21 protein-coding genes are annotated in these 22,577 nt (G+C 35.0%); 3 read left to right on the top strand and 18 right to left on the bottom strand.

Going from position 1 to position 22,577, the window contains the following annotated elements:
- Positions 1-295 precede the first annotated feature (295 nt).
- Genes H8718_RS00680 through H8718_RS00670 form a run of 3 tightly spaced genes read right to left on the bottom strand, consistent with a single transcriptional unit; the run spans position 296 to position 3,661 of the window.
- Positions 296-1,417 carry a DHHW family protein gene (locus H8718_RS00680; protein ID WP_249331146.1) on the bottom strand — a complete coding sequence of 374 codons (1,122 nt, stop codon included), beginning with the start codon at positions 1,415-1,417 and terminating at the stop codon, positions 296-298.
- Between the two features lie 10 nt (positions 1,418-1,427).
- Positions 1,428-2,813: an MBOAT family O-acyltransferase gene (locus H8718_RS00675; RefSeq protein ID WP_177671202.1), complete on the bottom strand. Its 1,386-nt coding sequence runs from the start codon at positions 2,811-2,813 to the stop codon at positions 1,428-1,430.
- Between the two features lie 14 nt (positions 2,814-2,827).
- Positions 2,828-3,661 carry a DUF4358 domain-containing protein gene (locus tag H8718_RS00670; RefSeq protein ID WP_249331145.1) on the bottom strand — a complete coding sequence of 278 codons (834 nt, stop codon included), beginning with the start codon at positions 3,659-3,661 and terminating at the stop codon, positions 2,828-2,830.
- 269 nt (positions 3,662-3,930) lie between these two features.
- Between H8718_RS00670 and H8718_RS00665 the strand changes: the two genes are divergently transcribed.
- Positions 3,931-4,857, top strand: coding sequence for an exonuclease domain-containing protein (locus tag H8718_RS00665; RefSeq protein ID WP_249331144.1), 927 nt, complete (start codon positions 3,931-3,933; stop codon positions 4,855-4,857).
- A gap of 65 nt (positions 4,858-4,922) precedes the next feature.
- On the opposite strand, the gene H8718_RS00660 is transcribed toward H8718_RS00665, so the two are convergent.
- The 5 genes from H8718_RS00660 to H8718_RS00640 form a co-directional block, all read right to left on the bottom strand.
- Positions 4,923-6,095, bottom strand: coding sequence for a SpoIIE family protein phosphatase (locus H8718_RS00660; RefSeq protein WP_249331143.1), 1,173 nt, complete (start codon positions 6,093-6,095; stop codon positions 4,923-4,925).
- A complete protein-coding gene (locus H8718_RS00655; protein WP_249331142.1) occupies positions 6,095-7,804 on the bottom strand; it encodes a [Fe-Fe] hydrogenase large subunit C-terminal domain-containing protein in 1,710 nt (569 codons plus the stop codon). The genes H8718_RS00660 and H8718_RS00655 overlap by 1 nt, the downstream gene beginning before the upstream one ends.
- The gene (locus tag H8718_RS00650) at positions 7,795-8,046 is read right to left on the bottom strand and encodes an NAD(P)H-dependent oxidoreductase subunit E (protein WP_177671207.1); all 252 of its coding nucleotides are present in this window, start codon (positions 8,044-8,046) and stop codon (positions 7,795-7,797) included. The genes H8718_RS00655 and H8718_RS00650 overlap by 10 nt, the downstream gene beginning before the upstream one ends.
- Before the next feature lie 63 nt (positions 8,047-8,109).
- Entirely contained in the window at positions 8,110-9,480 is a 1,371-nt protein-coding gene (locus H8718_RS00645; RefSeq protein ID WP_177671208.1) for an MATE family efflux transporter, read from the bottom strand.
- Between the two features lie 76 nt (positions 9,481-9,556).
- Complete coding sequence (locus tag H8718_RS00640) at positions 9,557-10,420, bottom strand: hypothetical protein (protein WP_249331141.1); 864 nt, start codon at positions 10,418-10,420, stop codon at positions 9,557-9,559.
- A 147-nt stretch (positions 10,421-10,567) separates the two neighbouring features.
- Here H8718_RS00640 and H8718_RS00635 point away from each other — a divergent pair, with 147 nt between their 5' ends.
- Complete coding sequence (locus H8718_RS00635; protein ID WP_177671210.1) at positions 10,568-10,762, top strand: hypothetical protein; 195 nt, start codon at positions 10,568-10,570, stop codon at positions 10,760-10,762.
- 26 nt (positions 10,763-10,788) lie between these two features.
- Here H8718_RS00635 and H8718_RS00630 read toward each other — a convergent pair whose 3' ends face one another.
- From H8718_RS00630 to H8718_RS00595, 8 genes are all read right to left on the bottom strand, one after another.
- Entirely contained in the window at positions 10,789-12,054 is a 1,266-nt protein-coding gene (locus H8718_RS00630; RefSeq protein ID WP_249331140.1) for a transglutaminase domain-containing protein, read from the bottom strand.
- 12 nt (positions 12,055-12,066) lie between these two features.
- A complete protein-coding gene (locus tag H8718_RS00625) occupies positions 12,067-13,128 on the bottom strand; it encodes a GerMN domain-containing protein (protein ID WP_249331139.1) in 1,062 nt (353 codons plus the stop codon).
- Positions 13,129-13,202: 74 nt separating this feature from the next.
- Positions 13,203-14,075, bottom strand: a complete 873-nt coding sequence (locus H8718_RS00620; RefSeq protein ID WP_249331138.1) for a hypothetical protein — start codon at positions 14,073-14,075, stop codon at positions 13,203-13,205.
- 27 nt (positions 14,076-14,102) lie between these two features.
- Positions 14,103-14,483, bottom strand: a complete 381-nt coding sequence (locus tag H8718_RS00615) for a hypothetical protein (protein WP_249331137.1) — start codon at positions 14,481-14,483, stop codon at positions 14,103-14,105.
- Between the two features lie 122 nt (positions 14,484-14,605).
- On the bottom strand, positions 14,606-15,649 hold the full coding sequence (locus H8718_RS00610; protein WP_177671215.1) for a TolC family protein: 1,044 nt from the start codon (positions 15,647-15,649) through the stop codon (positions 14,606-14,608).
- A gap of 10 nt (positions 15,650-15,659) precedes the next feature.
- On the bottom strand, positions 15,660-16,868 hold the full coding sequence (locus tag H8718_RS00605; protein WP_177671216.1) for an ABC transporter permease: 1,209 nt from the start codon (positions 16,866-16,868) through the stop codon (positions 15,660-15,662).
- Between the two features lie 13 nt (positions 16,869-16,881).
- Entirely contained in the window at positions 16,882-17,574 is a 693-nt protein-coding gene (locus tag H8718_RS00600) for an ABC transporter ATP-binding protein (RefSeq protein ID WP_177671217.1), read from the bottom strand.
- Positions 17,561-19,018 carry an efflux RND transporter periplasmic adaptor subunit gene (locus H8718_RS00595; RefSeq protein ID WP_249331136.1) on the bottom strand — a complete coding sequence of 486 codons (1,458 nt, stop codon included), beginning with the start codon at positions 19,016-19,018 and terminating at the stop codon, positions 17,561-17,563. Before H8718_RS00595 ends, H8718_RS00600 begins: the two co-directional genes overlap by 14 nt.
- A gap of 801 nt (positions 19,019-19,819) precedes the next feature.
- Here H8718_RS00595 and ilvA point away from each other — a divergent pair.
- Complete coding sequence (ilvA, locus tag H8718_RS00590) at positions 19,820-21,019, top strand: threonine ammonia-lyase (protein ID WP_249331135.1); 1,200 nt, start codon at positions 19,820-19,822, stop codon at positions 21,017-21,019.
- Between the two features lie 57 nt (positions 21,020-21,076).
- Here ilvA and pduL read toward each other — a convergent pair whose 3' ends face one another.
- The gene (gene pduL, locus H8718_RS00585) at positions 21,077-21,655 is read right to left on the bottom strand and encodes a phosphate propanoyltransferase (protein WP_249331134.1); all 579 of its coding nucleotides are present in this window, start codon (positions 21,653-21,655) and stop codon (positions 21,077-21,079) included.
- 10 nt (positions 21,656-21,665) lie between these two features.
- Entirely contained in the window at positions 21,666-22,571 is a 906-nt protein-coding gene (locus tag H8718_RS00580; protein WP_249331133.1) for a type I phosphomannose isomerase catalytic subunit, read from the bottom strand.
- Positions 22,572-22,577 lie beyond the last annotated feature (6 nt).

Raw genomic sequence — 22,577 nt, 5'->3', positions numbered from 1 at the left:
TATGATGACTCACACCTCGTGCGTTATTTTCTTAGTCTCATGGCCTTAGTCCTCCTTTAATCTATAAAAAGGTATAAAAATACCCCCGTGGCGCATGTGCACATATACTCTGCTCCAAGGGGGAATGTATACCTTATTTACCTAGTCCTATTTATATGAACATTAGTGGGAGCAATGCATTTATTTTTAAATGTTTGAAAGTGTCCATTGTTTTTTTCATGATCATTACTCCTCTCTTATAAATAGTTTATAAGCTCATTATAAATAAGTTTCGTTCAATTGTAAACAATTATTTTTATTTTCCAAGCAAACTAAACTGATTAACTGTTGCAAAATTTTGTACGTTATAGAGCACGAGTACATCTTTTAAATTATTTGAACGCATATAAGCAGCAATAGGCATATTAAGAAATCTTAAATCTAGTACGTGAATTTCCTCAAAATGATTTGTTAAGAATGGAATGAGTGCATTTGCATAAGAATCTTTTACGATGGCTAATTTCTTACCATTTTTAACACCTGTTTTAATCTGAATAATAGGATGATTGTTATCTAGAAAAACACTATATTTATCCTTCTTATCTAAATGACTCATTTCATAAAGAGAATCTGTATGTTTATCACTTCCCATATAGTACACATCTAATGTTTCTTCTACTTTAGGTATAAATAGTTCTAATGTATCAGGTTTTGCAAAAGTAAAATTTCCTTTTGAAAACAATGAGCCATAAAAGCTATTACTACCTATAACACGTTCAAAAGCACTAATAGGCATAGGCTCTATACCATAACCTTTACAAAAAGCTTCATAGCCATAATAGGCACCAAGTGTGGTCCAATGATGATCTGTTTTATAGTATATCTCTTCATTCTTATGGGCCTTCATAGTTTCTAAAACATCAATCTTATGAACCTTTTGGCCTAACCCCCCACTTACTTCTTCTATAAAGCTTTCTTCATCATAAGGCATTGCAAAGTTTGGTAGTTTCTCTGCATAGATTTTAGTTGCAGTAGGTGCAAGCATAAAGTATACATCAAAACTTTCAGCAAACCGATTGATATATTCTATATTCTTCTTCATAAGCTGCTTATCTGGCACATTAAACTTTTGAAGAAAATAATCATCTTCCCCTATATAAACACCATTATTTTCTTTCTTTTGAAGCATAAGTTCACTTTGTGACTTAATGGCAATAAACTGATTTCTAAATGGAAACTGATCTGCAATATACTTCTCTACATCTTTGCCGTAAGTTCCATTAAAAAATTTATCTTTGCTCCATACAGGTTTCCCTGCCAGAGGTCTATTTTCAAGGTCAGAAAAAGTTTTATCTTGACCTAATAATTGAAGTGTAAAAAATCCTCCAATGTACACCACAAAACCTAGTGTCATCCCAATATGAAATTTACGTTTCACGGTCTACCTCCTAGAATCTGAAATATAAAAATGGATTAAATGTAGAATCTACTAGATAAGCTGTACTTAGTACAAGCATCACTGCATAGAAAACATATAACATCCAAGGCTTTAAGTGCTCTTTAAGTCTATTCATAAGAGGTGTTGCAAACACTACTCCTATTAAGAGTGTTAGGCCAAAGTTACTTAAGTTATACAAAGTTTCTGTGCTTATTAGGCCACCCTCACCTATACCGAACATAGCCTTTAAATACATCATAATTTGACTGCCACTTTCTAATGAGAACAGGACCCAGCTAATCATAACCACAAACAGTAAATAAATGTGACTTATAAAAGCTGGACATTTTTCAAGCACCTTTAAAAGTCCCATACGTTCTACAATAATAAGTACCCCAAAGAAAAGTCCCCAAAGGACAAAGTTCCAACCTGCCCCATGCCAAAAGCCTGTTAAAAACCATACAATCATTAAATTACGGTAGAATTTTGGCTTACTTACTCTATTACCCCCAAGAGGGATATAAAGATACTCTCTAAACCAACTTCCAAGTGTCATATGCCATCTACGCCAAAACTCTGTAACACTTTTTGAAAGGTATGGATAATTGAAGTTCTCTGGGAATTTAAATCCCATCATCTTCCCAAGTCCAATAGCCATGTCAGAGTACCCACTAAAATCAAAATACAGCTGAAGGGCAAACGCTATAATGCCAAACCAGGCTCCTACAAAAGTAAGACTGCCTTCTGGCATAGCTTTCATAGTCTCCCATGCTAATCCTATATTATTAGCTAGCAAAACTTTCTTTGCCAGACCTTCTATAAAGCGCATAACCCCTTCGCTAAATTGCTCAATAGTTTCTGTTCTTTCATTAAGTTCCTTTTCAACAGTTTCATACGTTACAATAGGCCCTGCAATAAGTTGTGGAAACATAGCTACATAAGCACCAAATGAAATAATATTCTTCTGTACGCCTATTTTTCCACGATATAAATCTATTGTATAAGACATAGTCTGGAAGGTATAAAAAGATATACCTATTGGCAATGCAATCTTTAAAAGGTTTATATCTAGACCTAAAAAGTTGTTTAGATTTTCAATAAAGAAATCAGCATATTTAAAGAAACCTAGCATTCCTAGATTACCACATACTGATACAGCTAAAGCTATTTTAGGAATGAACTTATCCGTGCGGTAATGATCAATAACACGCCCTACTGTATAATCTAGCAAAGTAGAAAAAATCATAATCAGCACATAGACTGGCTCTCCCCATGCATAGAAAATAAGACTGGCTATAAACAAGATGAAATTACGTAACCTCTTAGGTGCTACGTAATAAATCATTAAAAATAGAGGTAAAAAGATAAAAAGAAATAATAAGCTACTAAATACCATAGTGCCTTACCACCTTATATGACATTTGTATTAAAGTTGCTAATAATTGTGTCTGCATATTCACTGACTACGAAAATCACATAATTTCCCTTTGTTGCTGTTTTATAATTATTTACCAGTTCTAACTGATCTGGAAGATAAGAACCCCATTGTGCCTTAAGTCCTTCTATACGCTTATTGATTCCAGTTATAACCTTTGATGCATCACCTGCATCTTTTAACTCAAATACTGCAATTTCTGAAGCATGTACCATCATCATTGGCATTTGTACTTTATAACTTTTTAAGATAGAAGTATCAATTCCATAAGTATCAGCAAAGAAACTGCTATCCATCTCCAGTAAAGATGGTAATTCCATATCACTTGTTACTACTTTACTATACAATTCTGAAGCACTCATTGATGGTGTCTCCACCGGCTTTTCAGTTTCTGGTTTTTGTTCTGGTTTAACTTCTGGCTTAACTTCTGGCTTAACTTCCGGCTTTACCTCTGGTTTTTGCTCTGGCTTAGCTACTGGCTTGTTTGCCTCTGGCTTAGTCGTTTCAGTTTTTTGTGCTGGCTGTTCTGCCGGTTTCTCTACAGGTTTAGTCGTTTCTGGCTTTTTCTCCTCTTCCTGTTTTACTTCTTCCTTATTAGAATCTGTTTTTGTATCTTCTTCAACTTTTACCTCTTCTGTCTTTTCTTCTCCTTCAGGTTGACTCTTTTCATCTGTTACTTCATCTTCTGTCTTTTCATCCTCTGGAGCACTTTCTTCTTGCTCTGGTACAGATGCTACTATATCTTGTTCTTGTGTATTATTTGAAGAACTACATCCTACTACTGCTCCTCCTAAAGAAGCTATAAGCATAAATCCTATAATTTTTTTGTCAGTTTCATCACGTCATCTCCTAGCTTTTTACTTTATTTGATAAGTATAAGACGCATAAAAAAAAACTAAAGTTCCCTATTTTTATAGATTCCATATTTTGCTTTGCATATTTTAATCTATCCTTTATAACATGCTTAATACTATGCTAAAATATTTCTTCAGTCCCTCAATGAAAAATTCCTATATCGAGATGTGATTGAGCTTATATAGGTTACACTAGAAGAAATTGCATAATTAAGGAGGTTAAAATGAACTTTACTGCAATAGACTTTGAAACAGCAAACGAAAAACGTAATAGCCCTTGTTCACTTGGGATTACTGTAGTCGAAAAGGGCCAAATTATACTTGAGAAATATTGGCTCATCCGTCCTAAAGAGATGCGTTTTAGCCCTATGAATATATGGATTCATGGTATCCGTGAAGGAGATGTAAGAAATGCACTAGAGTTTGATGCACTCTGGGAAGAAATACGTCCTTTTCTAGAGGATAGATTAGTAGTGGCTCATAATGCCGCTTTTGATATAAGTGTACTTAGGCAAACCCTTACACTTTATGGTATACCTTTTCCAACCTTTGATTATTGTTGCACTATGGTTATGTCTAGACACTTTTATTCTTATCTTGAAAATGCTAAGTTAAATACGGTTAATCAACATCTAGGTTATAGCTTTACTCATCACCATGCAGGTGCCGATGCATCAGCTTGTGCCAATATCCTTATGAATATCTCTAAGGAACTTCAGCTTCATGATATCAATGCCATAGCAGCTGCAGTAGGCTTTAAATTAGGCAAACTGTTTCCAGGGGGATATAATGCCTGTGGCACAAATGGAGGCGGCGTGACTTCTCAGAACATCTATAACGCATCCGCTCAGCCTAAATTAGATTATTACTCTTGTACAACGGACTTTTTCAAGGATAAAATTGTAGCCTTTACTGGTTCACTTTCCTCTTTATCAAGAAGTGAAGCCATCTCACTTGTTGAACGCTGCGGTGGTGACTACAGTCCTTCTGTCACACTCAAAACTAGTATTGTCGTTACAGGCATGAAAAATGTGCATATGCTTACACCTGCGCAAATGAGTACTAAGCTTAGACGTGCCATGATGCTTATAGAGCGTGGTCAAAAGATTGTCTTTCTAAATGAAGATGATTTTCTAGAGCTTATGCGCTAATAAAATAGGATAGTCCCTTAGGCTGTTATGCCTTTATTAAAGGACTATCCTATCTTTTATAGTTCTTATAAATAATAGACTTCTACTTCTTTATTCATTTGTTTGAGCAATTTCACAATTTCATGCATAACTGCATTTTTTAAATTAAAATTTTCCGGGAAATCTGGATTCTGATGTGCAGGATTAATAGCCTGACCTACCCAACATGTAACAAAAGTACTATCCTCTATTAAAAGCCTTGCTAAACGTGAAGCACCATCTAGTCCCATTATTTTTTCAGGAACTAGTCCTTTTTGTTTCTCTATTAAATATTTTTCTAAATGTTCTTTTGTAGCATTAAGTGTCAGTAAACCTTCTGTCACCAGGTCAATTCCTTTCATATACCCCATAGGTGGAACCTTAGGTGTATAATGTTCTAAGTCAATCATAATAGATTCATCTAACTCTCTTGCTACAATATTAGCCGTTGTTCCTCCACATAGGACTACTTTACCTTTTGCATGCTTAATGATTTCGATCATTTTTTCATCACTTTGTCTATCTTTCGGTGGACCAGTAAATAAGTCTAGGTAAGTAGCCTCTTTAAGCTTGATTGCTACAACAGTTGTATCATCTCCTGGTCTATTGTCATAAAGATTTTCACATACTCCTAGTAAATCTCTTGCTATACATAAGGCATCTTGTTCTACAACTACTAGGTCTTGTAAATACTGGTCAATATGCTCCCACTGCCATCCTAGATTAAGGGTCATCCCTACCCCTGCATGAACTACACCATCACTGATGATTACCAGCGTATCTCCTACTCTCATTTTAAAATTGCTTTCATAAATAACTTTATTATTAATAGTACGCTTTTCTTTATGGATAGAAAGTGGACTACCTTTTCGATAATAAAAAACGGGAGGATTATCATATTCTACCATATAAACATCTCCATTATTTTTAAGGTCTACAATGGTAAAGGTAGAATAAGCCAACTTTCTTACCTGACACTCAGGTAAGGTACTTGCAATAGTACAGATGGTATCCTCAATACTGGCGCCTTCTTTTAACATAGTAATGGCTATTTTAGAAGTAAGGGTCGCTAGTATATTAGCTTTTACACCACTTCCTAGTCCATCTGACAGAACCACAATCATGCCATCTTTCGTTTTAATGGTTTCTACATGATCCCCGCACAACTCTTCCTGATATTTGTTCATGCTGCATTTCGCTACATCTATCGAATAAGACATCAGCAGTCACCTTCCTCACTTAATACCTTCTTTAGCTTCATAATCGCTACTTTTGTCTCAGCTGTTGTCTCCCCTAAGAGGCTGGCTATTTCCTGGGCAACACGCATCTGTTTATCAATAATGGACTGAGTCACATCTAAAGTATTTCCCTTTAAAGTAGAAACTTCTTTTTTACGTTTTTCTTCATCTGTCACATCTGCAAAAATAACGAGAAGAGCCTGCTGCTTTTCTAAATAAATAATATCTCTATAGGCTATCAAATCATATGTAGGGAGTTCTATTTTCTCTTTACCTAATGAAACCTTCTCTTTAAGTGCCGTTTCAAAAGGTGTTTTATCCATCATAATTTGAATATCTTTACCTTTCATAAGTTCTGTCTTGTAACCAAAGCAGACTTCCCCGCTTGGATTCATATCAAGTAATCTGCAGTGTCTATCTAGTAATAAAATACTGTTAGGGGAATTATAGAAAATCTCATTACTTAGTCTTTCTGCTATACTACGTGTATAAGGCAAGCACATATCTATTTGGGACATACCATGAAGTACTGCAATAGCTTTGTCACGGCAAGTTTCATACCCACAAGCCCCACAGTTTAGCTCATCACTTTTCTCATATTTACCCATTGTCTCAAAAACCTGCTTAATCTGCTGCTCGGTAGCCGTATAAACCTCCACCTGCTTATTCTTAAAAGTACGTTCAAAGGAAACTTGAGGATCATATGCCTTAATTGCTACACCTTCACATACAGGCTTTCTCATAAATTTCTGGATGGCACTTAGCCTTGTAAATACACTACCTTCCTGATTATGCCCTCCTGGACCTGCAATACAACTTTCACTGCAAATATTCATTTCAATGCATACGTTCTTAAGCTTACCTGCTCTTAAGTCATTAAGAACCTCTTTACAATTCTCCATGCCATGCACACGAAGTACTTCTAAGTGTTTCTCTTCCAAAGTCGGTCTAATGCCATTTAAAACGCCTCCGACTACAGGATATTTGCTTCCCCTTAAGGTGCCTATCTGACTTGGACTTTCAGGCTCAAGGTTCCTATAATCAATACCTTTTTCATTAAAACAATGTAGCATTTCATCAAAGGTTAAAACAGCATCAATATCCCCTTCAAGCTCATCACTGAGTGCTTCACATATTTTAGAAATACAAGGTCCTATAAAGACCGTATAAGCTTCTTTACACTGCTCTTTAATCATACGACCATGCGCAATCATAGGTGATACAATCGGGATCATGGTATCCATAAGATCAGAGTAATACCTTTCTATAAGCCTTACTGTAGAAGGGCAACACGTCGTAATAAGCTCAGTCTTATCTGTTTGATGGATATAATCCTCATAGGCCCTAGAGACTACTTCTGCTCCTACTGCAGTCTCCTCTATTTGATCAAATCCAAATCGCCTAAGTGCCGCAATAAACTTACCACTTTCTTCGAAGTAAGCCCTGTAAGAAGGTGCTAGTGAAACGACTACCCTGCGCTTTTCTTCTAAAGCTTTCTTCACACTTTCTAAACTCGATTTTACGTCTCTGGCATTCTGTGGACACACTACTAGACAATGCCCACAAGCTACGCATCTTTCCGTGATAATATGTGCTTTATCATCTTTAACTTCTATAGCTTTAACAGCACAAGTCCTTACACATTTATAGCAGTTTTTACAGTTTGTGCTCGAGAAATTCATTACTTGCATGATTGAATCCTCCTATACACCTGTTCTTTAAAGAAAGTTGCCACTTCTTCTTTAGGTACACCATAGATTACATCCCCTATCTGTATGGATACAGCCTCTGTACAATGGCCTAAACAAAAAGCTGCTTTTAAAACAACTTGCTTTTCTAACCCATACACTTTAATAAGTTCCTGAAGTGTTTCAATCACTTCATGTGATCCCTTTACATAACAAGCACTACCTACACATACCTTGATTTCCATAGACCCACCCCTAATAGTCTAAATTTTAACAAATAGTATGATTTTATTATAACTTTTCTATTCTTAATGTTCAACCATATTATGTATCCACTTAGATGACTTAAAGCGCACCATACAGAATATAGATTTTACTAATTCCTCCATCATAATCATAGCTACTACATACTCTAGTCTAAATCCTAAGAGATAAGCACCAATAAAGGATAAAGGCACACCAATAAGCCACATTGTAGAAGATTCAAGTATAAGGGAATATCTTGTATCTCCACCCCCTCTGAAAATCCCCATAATCATAACAATAGTAAAAACCCTAGGAATAATAATAACGGCATTAATAAGCAGAATATTAACCGTTACATGAGCTACTTCAGGCGTCACATTAAAGCAGCTTACAATAAAAGGTGCAAGTAAAATAATCCCTAGGCAGATTAAAATACCTATCCCCATTGATAATACAATAATACGCTTTGCATAAAGCTTAGCTTTTGGCACATCCCCTTCACCTATAGCATTACCTACAATAGTCAATACTGCAGAAGCTAGAGCGAAAATAACAACTAAGAAGAAATTAGTTATTGTATTTACAATCTGTACACTCGTTACCGCTTCATAACCAATATGCCCATAGGCTTTAGTATAGACAACACTCCCTAGCCCCCAACATATTTCATTACCTGTAATAGCAAGCATAGGTTTTGCTGCCCTTTCCATAAGCTCACGTGGAATAGGTAAGAGTTCTTTGATATGGGCTGCTAATTCGTACTTCATTTTATATACACCTACTATAATGAAAACAGTCTCTATAATACGTGCAAGTAAAGTTGCTAAGGCTGCACCTGCTACACCCATAGCCGGAATGAATTCTCCTAAACCAAAAATAAACACTGTATTAAAAATGACATTAATGGCTACTGCAATACCACTTGCAACCATAGGGAGCTGTGTACGCCCTATACATCTTAGTGCAAAACTATAGGCAAAAGTAATGGCTGTAAAAATATAGCTGATAGATACAATTTGAAGGTAAACTGTTCCTAATTCTAAAATTTTAGGATCTTTATTAAAGAAACCTATAGATTGACTTGGAAAACATTGTACAAATACAGTAATAACTAGGGCATAGATACTTCCTACTGTTAGTGCAAGCCCTAGCATTCTCTTTATATTCACAAGGTCTTTTTTCCCCCAATATTGAGAAATAAACACCCCTGCACCTGCACAAATTCCTGTAAGTCCTGTAATGATGAGCAAGAAGAGCTGATTAGCTAGCCCCACTGCTGCTATTTCACCTTCTCCTAGTCTTCCAATCATTAAGGTATCAATCATATTGAGGGATGAACTAATAAGATTTTGAATAACGATTGGAATAGCAAGTACAAATAGCATTTTTAAAAATGGCTTATCTTTTATCATGTCTTTCATAAATTGAATCATTTTCTCTCTCCTATGTATAAAAAAATACTTTAAACTTATGGAAGTTTAAAGTATTTTTTATTTTTTGTCAAGCATTCTATTTCGTTTGAAGCCATGACATGACTTTTTCTTTAATTGCAGCTCTTAACATTTTAGCTTCTTCTTTTGTAATTTGTTTATTTTTTACACCTTCATTAATAGCTGCATAGTATTGTTTTAAAAGAGCCTTTTTAAATTTAGCTACAGGAATATTTTTTAGTTCAAGTACTTCAGGTAATTTCTTACCTTCTTTAATCATGCCTTCTAATTCTTCTGGTTGTACCCCTAATTTTTGAAGTGCACCTTGAATAACTTTGAAGTTATCAATAACGAAAGTATTTTGTGTAGATTCATTATCTGTAGCAGGTTTATTATGTGTTGGTTTTACTGGCGCTGCTGGTTTACATGTTTCTGGTTTTACTGGTGCTGCTGGCTTACATGTTTCTGGTTTTACTGGTGCTGCTGGCTTACATGTTTCTGGTTTTACTGGTGCTGCTGGCTTACATGTTTCTGGTTTTACTGGTGCTGCTGGCTTACATGTTTCTGGTTTTACTGGTGCTGCTGGCTTACATGTTTCTGGTTTTACTGGTGCTGCTGGCTTACATGTTTCTGGTTTTACTGGTGCTGCTGGCTTACATGTTTCTGGTTTTACTGGTGCTGCTGGCTTACTTGTCTCTGGCTTCGAAATAGGTTTGTTACTTCCACATTTTGCACGAGTACCAGCCTCTTCTGTTTCTTTAGATTTTTGTTCTGGTGCTTTCTGGGCACTTGCTATCATACATTCACAATAAGTAGAAGAATTTTGATTAGGTACAGGTTTACTTACATCTGCTTTTGGAGCTGCTGTACACGCAAAGATTGGACTAATAACCAAACTCCATGCCATTACACCACAAAGCATTTTTGCTGAAAACTTTTTCATGATTTTATCTCTCCTTCGTTCTTATATCTCTTTATTAGGATGTGAGATTTTATTCTTTCTATCCTTCCAAAATCTAGAAATGCATAGACTGCTAAATTCTGGACATCCTATAAATAAGAGATTTACTTTAGAGACGAGGTGATGCAAATGGCAAATTATTTACGTTGTAAAAATTGTGGCTATGATCTCTATGGTCCTGAATATCTCTCTAATGCTATTGACCCTTTTGCTTACTCAAGTGATGCTTACTATCCAAGTACTGCTCTGCTTAATCTGAGCACTAAGCCTGACAGTGAAATTGAGTGTCCATTTTGCCATGCCAAAGGAAATTGGGGCCACTAAAAAAAGAGGTGTTTACACCTCTTTTTTTAGTGGCCTTTGTAATTAATAATTAAGCTATCGTATTTATAATAGGCTGAATAAGTAATAGCTGCCTGCTCTACTTTTAAAATACTATCTAAAACAGATTCTATAGACCAACGCTCCTCACCCACATTATAGAAAATAATATTAGCCTCTTTTAAGCCATCCTGACCAAGCTGTTTTTTCAATGCTTGCCACTCCTTTTGAGAACTCACCTTATAAATCCCCTCTCTAGGTATAGGTAAATAGATAGACAAATACTTTTTCCCTTCTGCCTTTGGAAAATGCCCTTTTTCCCATATATGGGTTAATTCCATATATGTATCTGTCTCATTAAAGTAATTATAAAAGTTGCCTATATGGTCTTCTTCTAAGTCAGCCCATGTTAAATCTACATGGTAATAACCATCTATAAGCTTAACTAAATTCCATGCATGAGGAATGTTATCTGCCACACCTGTTACAAACTGTGTTGGAATGCCTATACTATTAAGTAAATACATATAACTTTTTGCATAACCATCACACACAGCTCTCCCCTCTGTTATGGCACCCTGCATAGTATGATTTAAATGAGTCTCCTGCTTTGCATAAATAATATTTTTAATGAGGTAATCACCTAATACCCATTCTCTTTCATAGTCTTTCATACCCGGCTGAATAAGCTGTTTAATAAGTTGTTCTATCTTCTGATCTGTATTTTTATCATACTGCTTCAAAGTAGGAATTTGAGGCAGTGCATAAGTAAATTCTAATAAAATTTTAGGCGCTTTATTACCATAGCTTGTGAGCTTATAACTTACATATGTTACTTTAGGATAAGTTACCATCAGTTCATCTAAGACTTTATAAATGACTTCATTCATCTGATTGATCGTATAGCTACCCTTATTAAACTTAATTGTGATTTTTTCCTTATAATTTTCAAGCGTATACTTAAGTATTTCAGTCAGTTCCTTTTCACTATCTATGCGCCACTCATTTTGATTCATGTTATAGGGAATTTGAAATTTTGTTATTCCCTTAAGTGTATCTGATTCTAATTGACTTAAATAATATGTACCAGGCTTTGTAATACGGCTTCCTTTTTGTACCTTAGTAGCATAGCTACCATCTCGTGAAAGTAATAAGGTATTTTGCTCCGCATAAGGTACCGTATAAGATTGAACACTCCCTAAAGATACAAAAAAGGGTTCTGTAGCATACGTTAATCTACTACTTAGAACCCATATGAAAACCATAAATCCCATTAATAAAATATGTTTCCTCAACAGCTTTCCCCCTTAGTAAAATGAGTCTTTCACTTTGATACGTCCATTAATATCATTTAACGGACTCTTTAAAGGATATGCTTCACCTTCAACTGTCATGACAACATATTCTGCATTGTAATAATGTCCTAATGTATTTACTAAACTTGTTATGATTTTTTCTTCTTCTGTCTTACTATACTGAGGATCTATAAAATCTTCACTCATCTCTACATATAAACAAGCTTCTTCTTCATCTAAAAAAAGCTTATTGATAATAGCTCCATTTGAAATATCTATGAGATAATCTTCATTAGGTGCTTTTTTTAATAAATCTGTTAAGAAATGTTTAGGTTCCTCATTCGTCATAACAGCTACCTTTTCAAAAACAGTCTCCATTTTTCCCGTCGCTTTATTCATTAAATAAAGCTCTACTACCTCTTCTTGAGGTTTATTGGAAATCATTTCTGAAAACTGAATCGTTCTTGTTTTCTGAGGGGTTTCATATTTTATTGAATAGAGTCCTATCTTTTCTACAAAAGTCTCTGTAATAGTATAATCCTCATGTCTCGTAGTCATCTCTATACCTGTTTGTTCACCTAACTCTGTTTCATATACTTCATCTGTTTGTGTAATAGTACGAATAGAATGATCAGACATTATCCAACTACTTCCTACTTCTATCGGCAATTTCATGATAATATTATTATATTGTCTAAGTGTGGTATAATCCTGCTTAATCGTTGCATCCTCTACGGTAGCCACTTCATAAATGGCTTCCTCTTCCTCTATAAAAACTTTTGCAGTAATCTTATCACCTTGTTTAAATCTAATCTGAATAATATTATCCTTAATAAAATCAACCCATACACTTATAGGCACATAAGGTGTAGTAGAATCTTCATAAATCCACATAGTATCTTTTATAATTGGCATATATGTATCAAGAGAAACCCTTGGCTTTTGTGGTAAATCTGTTATCTCTTCTTCTATGATAATGTCTTTTATAGGCTTTCTCATTATAACTGCCCATGTGATTAATAGGAAAGCAAGTACAATGACACTACCTATAATGACTTTTTTCTTCACTTGCATATATACATTCCTTCCATCTTAAATGTATCTTCTTATTAACATCTTACCTAAAAACAGTCATAAAATCTAGTTTTTTATTTAACTTGCCCCATTTGATGAACAACGGTAAAACTTCTATCTCTATTTCTTTTTATCTTATAAGTCATCTCAACTTGATAATCATGAATACGCTCTTTTTCATAAACGCGCACCGTTCCTTCTACTATGGCATAACTTTCTTCATGCTGATTCACATCTGTAATGCTCTTTATTTCAAAATCTAGTACTTTTTGATAAAGTCCATCCTTACTAATTTGCATAAAAGCTTCATCTGGCATGTTGGTAATATACTCATTAATAAAACAAATTAGGCTTTGGACATAAAAGATAGTTTCTGTAGTATGCATACGTCCTTGCCGTGATTCTGCATTTTTATAGTTCATATTCACCATAACATCCTGCCATCTTTCCCATGTTTTCTCATGTTCAAGTCCCCATCCATTAACAGATTTAAGCATACTTGTAAGAAGGTCTTGCCTTACTTTATCTACTTCACCTTTTACAACCTCTATACCAAAAGGCATTACATAAAGCTTATCCTCTGGATTTCTATGAATTACCATATAGTAATGATAAATGTCTACATTATACTCATTATCAATACCTATGCTATCTAATGTAATAAAATATTTTTGTAAGCCATCTGTTTGAATACTTCTTATAGCAGGATCTATAATAGCTAAATCTTCTTCAAAATAAGTTTCTAATGCTTTTTTAGCAAACGCAAAGAAATATTCGCTTTCCTCACCTGTTATAGTTTGTTCCTGTACTATAGTCTGTTCTTCATGTATAGGCTCTCCTTTAGGGGAATAACGTGACTGATGTTTGCTAAAGAAAAGATAACAAGCACTCGTCAGCACTATAAATATTAGACTGATAAGCCCTATAGCATACCTTTTGATTTTCATGACTGACTCCTTTAATTTTTTATAGACTTAACTTTCACTAAGTACACGTTCAATAGCTAGCTTCATCTTCCTGATTTCTGTACGTTTAAATACATTAACAAGTCCTAAACTACACAAAATTGTAATAACCATAAAATCAGTAATAAGCCCTCCTACAAAAAACATTAAAAATAAAACAGTCAAAATACCTGCAATTAAAAACGGCTTCTTGGACTTTGACCACATGACTGAAAGTGTGTAACAATCCCCTTTTACATTCACTTCATAAATATACCAGTCTGTCTCTACAAAAGCTCTCCCTTTTTTATTGCAACCTACGCTTAAAATATTTTCCTCTTTAAGCTGATTCTTTAGTTTAGCTACAACTTCCACTACGGTTAATTCTTTTGTAAGATAATAATGCAACATATGTATCCCCTCTATCTCATTGTAGATATTTGTATTATGCCTAATAATTTTTAACACAATATTAACTGTTTGTAAGATAATAAAAAAAGATAGTTATACCTTGTATAACTATCTTTTAACTTTTATACAGCTGGAATAAGATGTGGATGATCCAACTGATATTTAAGTTGATTATGCTGACTTATCACTTGATCAAGCTCTAGCTTTGCTTTATCATAAGCTATTTTACTCTGTTCATATTGCAGATTAGAAATCATGCCTCTTTCTAAGTATAGCTCATTCACCTTAAGTTCTTTTTCTTTAAGCTCTAGTTGGCTTACTAAAAGGTTATATTGAGATTCTAATTGTTTCACTTGCACATAAATTTCACGAATGGACTTTTCTAGATTTTCTTTTGTAAGTCTCTGATTATCTTTTGCTGTTTCACGGTTAGCCTTCATGGTAATCACAGTCATATAGTCTTGTGTAAAAATAGGTGTTTCTAATGCAACGCGTAATTCTTCCGTTGCTTTCCAAAGTGCCACATGGTCCTCAGCTTTGCTAGAAGCAAAACTATCTAAATGAGCCACATCTCTATAAGGCTCAAAAACAAGTTCTGGCTCTTCAAGCGTATAGTACTTCATAGTTAGCCCTACCATATTGCCAAGCTGCATATACTTAAGTTCAAGCTGCTTTTCAAGATCTGCTTTACTCTGAAGAGACTGTTGATGTTCTAGCTCCTTTTGTTGCATATAAAGGTTACTTTTAAGCCCTCTATCAAACTCAATCTGATCTTTCATATTTTGTTTTTCCCAAAGCTGTAAACTTGCACTTAAATTATCTAATTTTTTTTCACTTAAAATAATATCTTCATAAAGATTTGTAACACTTAATGCAACTTGGTCTTTAATGACACCTTGCTGTTTTTGTGTATATTGATAATCTACATTTTTGCTATCATATGCATAATAACCGCCCTGTAAATAGGCCATCTCTGCATTTTCTTTAGCAAGTTCTGTATTTCTTTCTGTTATACGAAGCTGGAGACTTTTAGATTGTGCTTTATTTACAGCTTCTTTAAGCGTAAGAATTTTTTCCTCTTTGACTTCCTTGGCATATGTAAAGTTATTCGCTCCCACCATCAAAGTTGCACCAAGTAAGCAGGCCATAATCTTTCTAGTATCCATTTTTCCCCTCCTATTCATATCTAAGTGCTTCTACAGGATCAAGCTTTGCAGCTTGGCGCGCTGGATATACTCCAAAAATAATACCAATAGCACTCGATGTTCCTACTGCAAATAAAATCATGTCTGAAGTTAAGCTAATAGTAATACCAAAGGCATTCCCTAACGCCACTGCTCCTACATAACCTAATAACATCCCTATTATACCACCTAATAATGTCAGTATAACAGCCTCTACTAGGAATTGTCTTAAAATTTCTTTATTACTTGCCCCTACAGCCTTACGTACACCAATTTCCCTTGTACGTTCCTTAACAGTTACAAGCATAATATTCATAATCCCAATACCGCCTACTACTAGGGATATAGCAGCTACAAAACTGATGAAACCTGTTACAACACTCATAACTGTATTCATTTGATCTAACATACTACTCGCACTTTGAGTTTGATAGCCATTTTGAGTATTATGTCTCTTGTCTAGGAGTCTACTTACCTGATAAGCTACTTCATTTGGATTGTATTCTTCCTTAACTTTAAAACCACCCGTATAGCTTCTTAAATCTCCAAAGTTAGTAATTTGATCCATCGTATGGAAAGGAATATAAGCAATAAGCGGCATCATCTCTTCTGGCATTCCAGGAAAGCTCATTTCCTTCTTAATTCCTACAATTTCAAACTCATGCTTTTCGCCTGCAATATCAAGTTCAAGCATTCTACCTATTGCATCACTTGGTGTATCGCTGCCTAAGATCACTTTGGCATAAGTATCTGAAACAACACATACATTGGCCTTTGCCAGCTCCTCAGATTCTGCATACATACGCCCTGCTGTAATCTCTACATCCTGTACAATAGATATATTATAAGGTGCACCTGCGAAATAAATCCATTTATCTTCTTTCTTATAGTCCTTGATACTTGTCATCCAGTTCTCGCCTACAAATACAGCATCTTCAACTTCTTGCATTTCACGGATAGCCTCAAGATCTGATTGGTTAAGCATATTTTCTGGTCTGCCATCTTTTACATTAATCATAACAGTACCTTTTCCAATAGCATCAAAAGTACTCATCATTAAATCTTTTACACCTGCACCTAGCCCAAGTACCATAATAACAGAGCCGATTCCTATAAACATACCAAGCATAGTAAGGAAGGTCCTCATTTTATTACCAAGGAGCTGGTTCATTGCACTCTTAATACATTCTATTAAATTCATAACCCTCTCCTCCTTAGTCTAGTTTAATCTGGTCAAGTTTTTCATCTGCAATAATACGTCCATCTCTAAAGACAACTTTTCTCTTTGTATAGGCAGCAATTTCAGGTTCGTGCGTAACCATAACAATAGTAGCCCCTTCATCATTAAGCTGTTGGAAAATTTTCATAATCTCTACACTTGATTTACTATCTAAATTTCCTGTAGGCTCATCTGCAAAAAGAATGGCCGGATTATTAACAAGGGCACGTGCAATGGCTACCCTTTGTTTTTGCCCCCCAGAAATTTCATTAGGCTTATGTTTAAGACGATGACCAAGACCTACTTTCTCTAATGCTTCTGTTGCACGCTCTCTTCTTTCTTTTGGTTTAACACCACCATACATAAGAGGTATTTCTACGTTTTCTAAAATAGTCAACTTAGGTAATAGATTAAAAGCCTGAAAAACAAAGCCTATCTTTTCATTACGTAGTTTAGAAAAATCTTTATCGTGCATTTCAGAAACATTAACACCATCTAAAATATAAGTGCCCTCTGTGGCCTGGTCTAAACAACCTAATATAGAAAGGAAGGTTGTCTTGCCAGAACCTGATGTACCCATGATAGACACAAACTCCCCTGGATTTACTTTAAGATCTACATCAAATAAAGCTTGTAATTCCATCTTACCGTTTTTATAAATTTTATTCATTTTTTCAATTTGAATCATTTTGCTCACCTGCTTCTTCAAATGGCAGATATCTTACACTCATACCATCCTCAAGTGCTTCTGTCGGGTTTGTTACTACAATATCTCCAACTTCTAGATCACTTACTTGTACATACTGATTATCTGCTGCACCTTGTTTAACCATTCGTTTTGAAAGCTTACCGTCTTCCCCTACTACAAAGAGGTAATTATTATCTTCTTTATCTGTCATGGTTGCAAGAAGAGGTACTGCTATAACATCTTTTACATCTGAAGTAATGATTTTAAGGTCTACAGTTAATCCTTCTTTAAGACCTTTACTACTATCAAGTGCTACTTCTATCGGAATAGCTGTACTTGTTGCACTTTTATCCTGCGCTGATTTTTGTACAGCCACTGGAGAAACCATAGAAACTGTTCCCTCTGTCTCTACAGTTGTAGAACCATTGTACTTCACTGCTACTTTAAGCCCTGTTTCAAGTTGTGCTGCATAATAAGGTGAAATTTCAGCTTTTACTACTAATTGGTCTGGGTTAATAATTTTTACAAGCTCTGCCCCTGGTGCTACATAACTGCCATCTTGTACCTTCACTTCTGAAATCACACCATCCATTGGTGCAATCACATTTACAGCAGCTTTTTCTAACTGCTCTAAAAGTGCCTGTTTTTGAAGGGTTAAAGATGCAATCTCATTTTGTTTAACTGCTATATTCTCTAACTTTGTTTGGTCTTCTACTTTATTTAATAAGACATCTAAATCATACTGTGCACTTTCCTGCTGCATTTTAGCCGTCTCTAAACTTTTCTTTGTAGACTGAATTTTTGTTTCTAGAGAATTCACTTGATCTTTTGCATTCATAAGTGCCTGCTCTGCATCATCTAACTCTGTTTTAGCAGCTAGTCCCTCACTATGAAGCTGTTTTGTTACATCATAATTATTTTGTACTTTTTCTAAACTCTTCTTTGAAATCTCTAAAGAAGTTTCTATACTCTTAATACTATCTTCTAAATCTAGAATATTTTTTTCTGCATTGGCAACAGCTGTCTCAGCTCCCATTATAGATTGTTTACTTGCACTTTGCATCTGATTTAATAAAATCTTACTACTTTGTATCTGAAGATCTAATTTCTCTAAATCTCTTTGAAGATTTTCTTTCGTTTCTTGTTCATATGTAAGAAGTACATCACCCTTTTTAACAAAATCACCTACTTCAACGTTTATTTTTTCAACTTGCGTATTGAGCTGCGCCAATACTGTTTCGTTTTTATCAGCTTTTACCATACCTGTTGCAGATATCTTTGTTTGAATGTCTGCTTCAATAGCTTTTTCTACATTAACAAGTTGTCCTTGTGGATCTCCTATTAAAACAGGACCTTTATTTTGGGTTCCTAATAAACTCATCCCCATTACTAATACAATAAGTGTTGCGCCTATGGCAACAACTAGCTTTTTTTTAATTTTCATAATGTCCTCCTTATATTTAAATCAAAATTCCCATATATTAGAAAGCTTAACATGCCCTCTACTATAGTTGATGGTTACAAAATTGTCAAACGTACTTTCTATGTTTTAATTCCCTTCTGGGCAACTTTCATTATAAATTTCCGATGTAAATTCTATGTGTATTTCTTTACTTTAGTTTAATTTGGTAAAGTTTTTCATCGGTAATAGTAGGCCCACTTTTCTCTTTGTATAGGAAGCAATTTCAGGTTCGTGCAACCGCTACTCTTTGTTTCTGCTTCCTGAAATTTTATTAGGCTTATTTTTAATTCTATCACTAAGGCCTATTTTTTCTAATGCTCCTAGTGCAAGCTTACGCCGCTCTCTCGGCTTTACTCCTCCATACCCCCATTCTCTAATAGAGTAAGTTTCGGCAGCCAATTAAAAGCTTAATCCAAACATCCTAAAATAGAAAGAAAGGTAGTCTTCCCACAACCCGATGCCTCCATAATAGACACAAATTCCCCAAAGTCCATTTTAAAACCTATATCCAAGAAAGCTTGTAGTTTATATAGATAATCTTTTCACACTAGCCTTTTAAATTTATATACAAAATATATTTTATTTATTATATCTTAAGTTTAAACACTGCAATAATCCAGGCATTTATTCACAATTATCTTTATAATTATATTTTTTGATATTTGTTATTTATTTTTACTTATTTATATATTTCCTTATTCATTCGTATTATTTATTTGTACAATGAGTAAGATTGTTTTATAATGAAAAAGTAATTTTCTATTCTGAAATGAGGTGCTCATTATGTATGCAAAATTAGTTCAAGATGCACGTGAGAATATAAAAGATGTTGTTATTAAGACACCGCTTCTCTATAGTCCAGTCTTTTCTAATTTAAGTGGCAATCAGGTATATTTAAAATGTGAAAATCTTCAAGTGACAGGTGCCTATAAAATCCGTGGTGCCCTAAATAAAATCAGAAGTCTTTCTGAAGAAGAAAAAGAAAAAGGTGTTGTATGTTCATCTGCTGGTAATCATGCACAAGGCGTTGCCTATGCAGCTACTTTAAGCCATGTAGACTCCACTATTGTTATGCCAGAGACAACACCTTATTTAAAAGTACAGTCTACTAAAGACTTTGGCGGTAATGTGGTTCTAACTGGAAGTTGCTATGATGATGCTTTTAAAGAAGCTTGTCGTATCGAACAAGAAAAAGGTGCAACGTTTATTCATCCTTTCAATGACCCAGATATTATTTATGGACAAGGTACAGTAGGTCTTGAAATTTTAGAAGAACTCCCAAATCTTGATGCTATCCTTTGCCCTATTGGCGGGGGTGGATTGATCAGTGGTGTTGCCCTTTATGCAAAATCTATCAATCCAAACATTAAAGTTATTGGGGTTCAAGCAGAAGGCGCTAATGCTATGGAACGTAGCTTTAAAGCGGGTAAACTTACATCCCTTGACCGTGTAGATACTATTGCTGAAGGTATTGCTGTAAAAACACCAGGAGACTTAACTTTCTCTTACATAAAAGAATATGTTGATGACATTATTACAGTTAAAGATAGTGCTATTGTAGATAGTCTTCTTGTACTGACTGAAAAACATAAATTACTTGCTGAAACATCCGGAGCGGCTTCTCTTGCGGCACTTAAAAAATTAAACTTCAAAAACAAAAAAGTTGCTGCTATTATTAGCGGCGGTAATATTGATATGCTTACTATTTCTGCCCTTATCCGCAGTGGTCTTGTATCTCGTGGACGCCTCTTCTGCTTCACAGTAGAGCTTCCTAATACACCTGGTCAACTTCTTGAAGTTTCTAAAATCTTAAGTAGCATTAATGCCAATGTTGTAAATCTTGATCATAATCAATTTAAAGCACGTAACCGTTTCAAAAATGTTCTTCTCGAAGTAACTGTTGAGACAAATGGTCCAGAACACATTCATCTTATCAAAAATACATTTGAAGACTATGGATACTTTATTACACAACTTTATTAATATCGAAAAAGACCTAGGAAGCACTTCACACGCCTCCTAGGTCTTTTTTTACTCTCTTTATTCTACTGTATAGTTAATGACTTGATTTGATTTTACCTCAAAGGCATTAGCTTCATCTGTATCAATATGCATTTCAAGTGTAAAAGTAGGATCAACGCGTACAAGCACATTGTGCATCATACCGCCTCTTTCACCCTCAAGTTCTACTGAAATACGTGCTTTATCTTCAAGTCCAAAATTCTTAGCATCTTCAGGTGACATATGAATATGTCTTTTAGCTACAATGCATCCTGTTTCAAGAGTTACTTCACCTTTTGGTCCAATCAGTGTTACACCTGGTGTCCCTTCAATATCTCCTGAATCCCTAAGTACACCTTCTACCTTTAAGAACATAGCATCTGTTTTAGAAATCTCAACTTGTGTTGCTCCTCTAAGAGGTCCTAAAACACGTACATTTTCGAGTTTACGGCCTGCATTACCTACGACTGTTACACGTTCATCTGCTGCATATTGACCACCCATAAGTGTTTTAATCGGATGGAGCTGCGCTCCTTCTCCAAAAAGCACTTCAAGATGTTCTTGGCATAAATGTAAGTGTCTTGCCGAAATCCCTACTGGTATTTGTAATGTCTTCATTGTAATCCCCCTATGCTACAAAACTTTTAAGCACTGTTAAGTTACCCTTGATTTCATATTCCCCTGTAGTAGCTGGAATTAAGAAACTTTCACCAAGATTGATTTTAGCTTCAAATCCATCACAGATAAGTGTTCCTTCACCTTCAACACATGTGAAAAGGAAGAATTTTTCTTCATTGCTTGTATCTTTGAATGAATCTGTAATAGTATGTTTTTCAACTGTGAAGTATTCACCTTGGCAAAGAAGTGTTTCACTAATTGCTGTTTCTGGAGTAAGTGTAAAATCCGTTACCTCCATTGCTTTATCAAGATGCATTTCTCTACCACGGTTGTAGTCATATACACGGTATGTAATATCACTACTTTGTTGAATTTCAGCAATGATTACGCCCGGTCCAATAGCATGGATTAAACCACTTGGAATGTAGAAGAAATCACCTTTTTTAACTGGAATTGTATTAAGATATTGGTCAAGTGTCCCCTCAAGTGCTGCTGTTTTAAAAGCATCTTTATCTGTTGTTTTAGTACCGATTACAAGTGCTGCACCTTCTTTAGCATCCATAACATACCAGCACTCTGTTTTACCAAATTGATTTTCAACACGTCTTGCATACTCATCACCTGGGTGAACTTGTACTGATAAGCTGTCACATGAGTTGATAAGTTTAATAAGAAGTGGGAATTCTTTACCCGCGCATTTACTTCCTACAAGCTCTTCTCCTAAAGTTTCTACAAGCTCAAGTAAAGTTTTGCCTGCATACTCACCTTCGCTTACAACACTCATACCTGCAGTATGTGCTGATACATCCCATCTTTCACCGATTACACCTTCTGGCATATCATCTCTATATTTTTCAAGGTCACGTCCACCCCAAATACGTTCTACATAAACTGGTTTAAATAAAAGTGGTTTCATATTAAG

The sequence above is a fragment of the Zhenhengia yiwuensis genome, assembly GCF_014384995.1.
In the GTDB taxonomy this organism is placed as follows: Bacteria; Bacillota; Clostridia; order Lachnospirales; family Cellulosilyticaceae; genus Zhenhengia; species Zhenhengia yiwuensis.
This window is presented reverse-complemented; position numbering and strand designations above follow the sequence as displayed.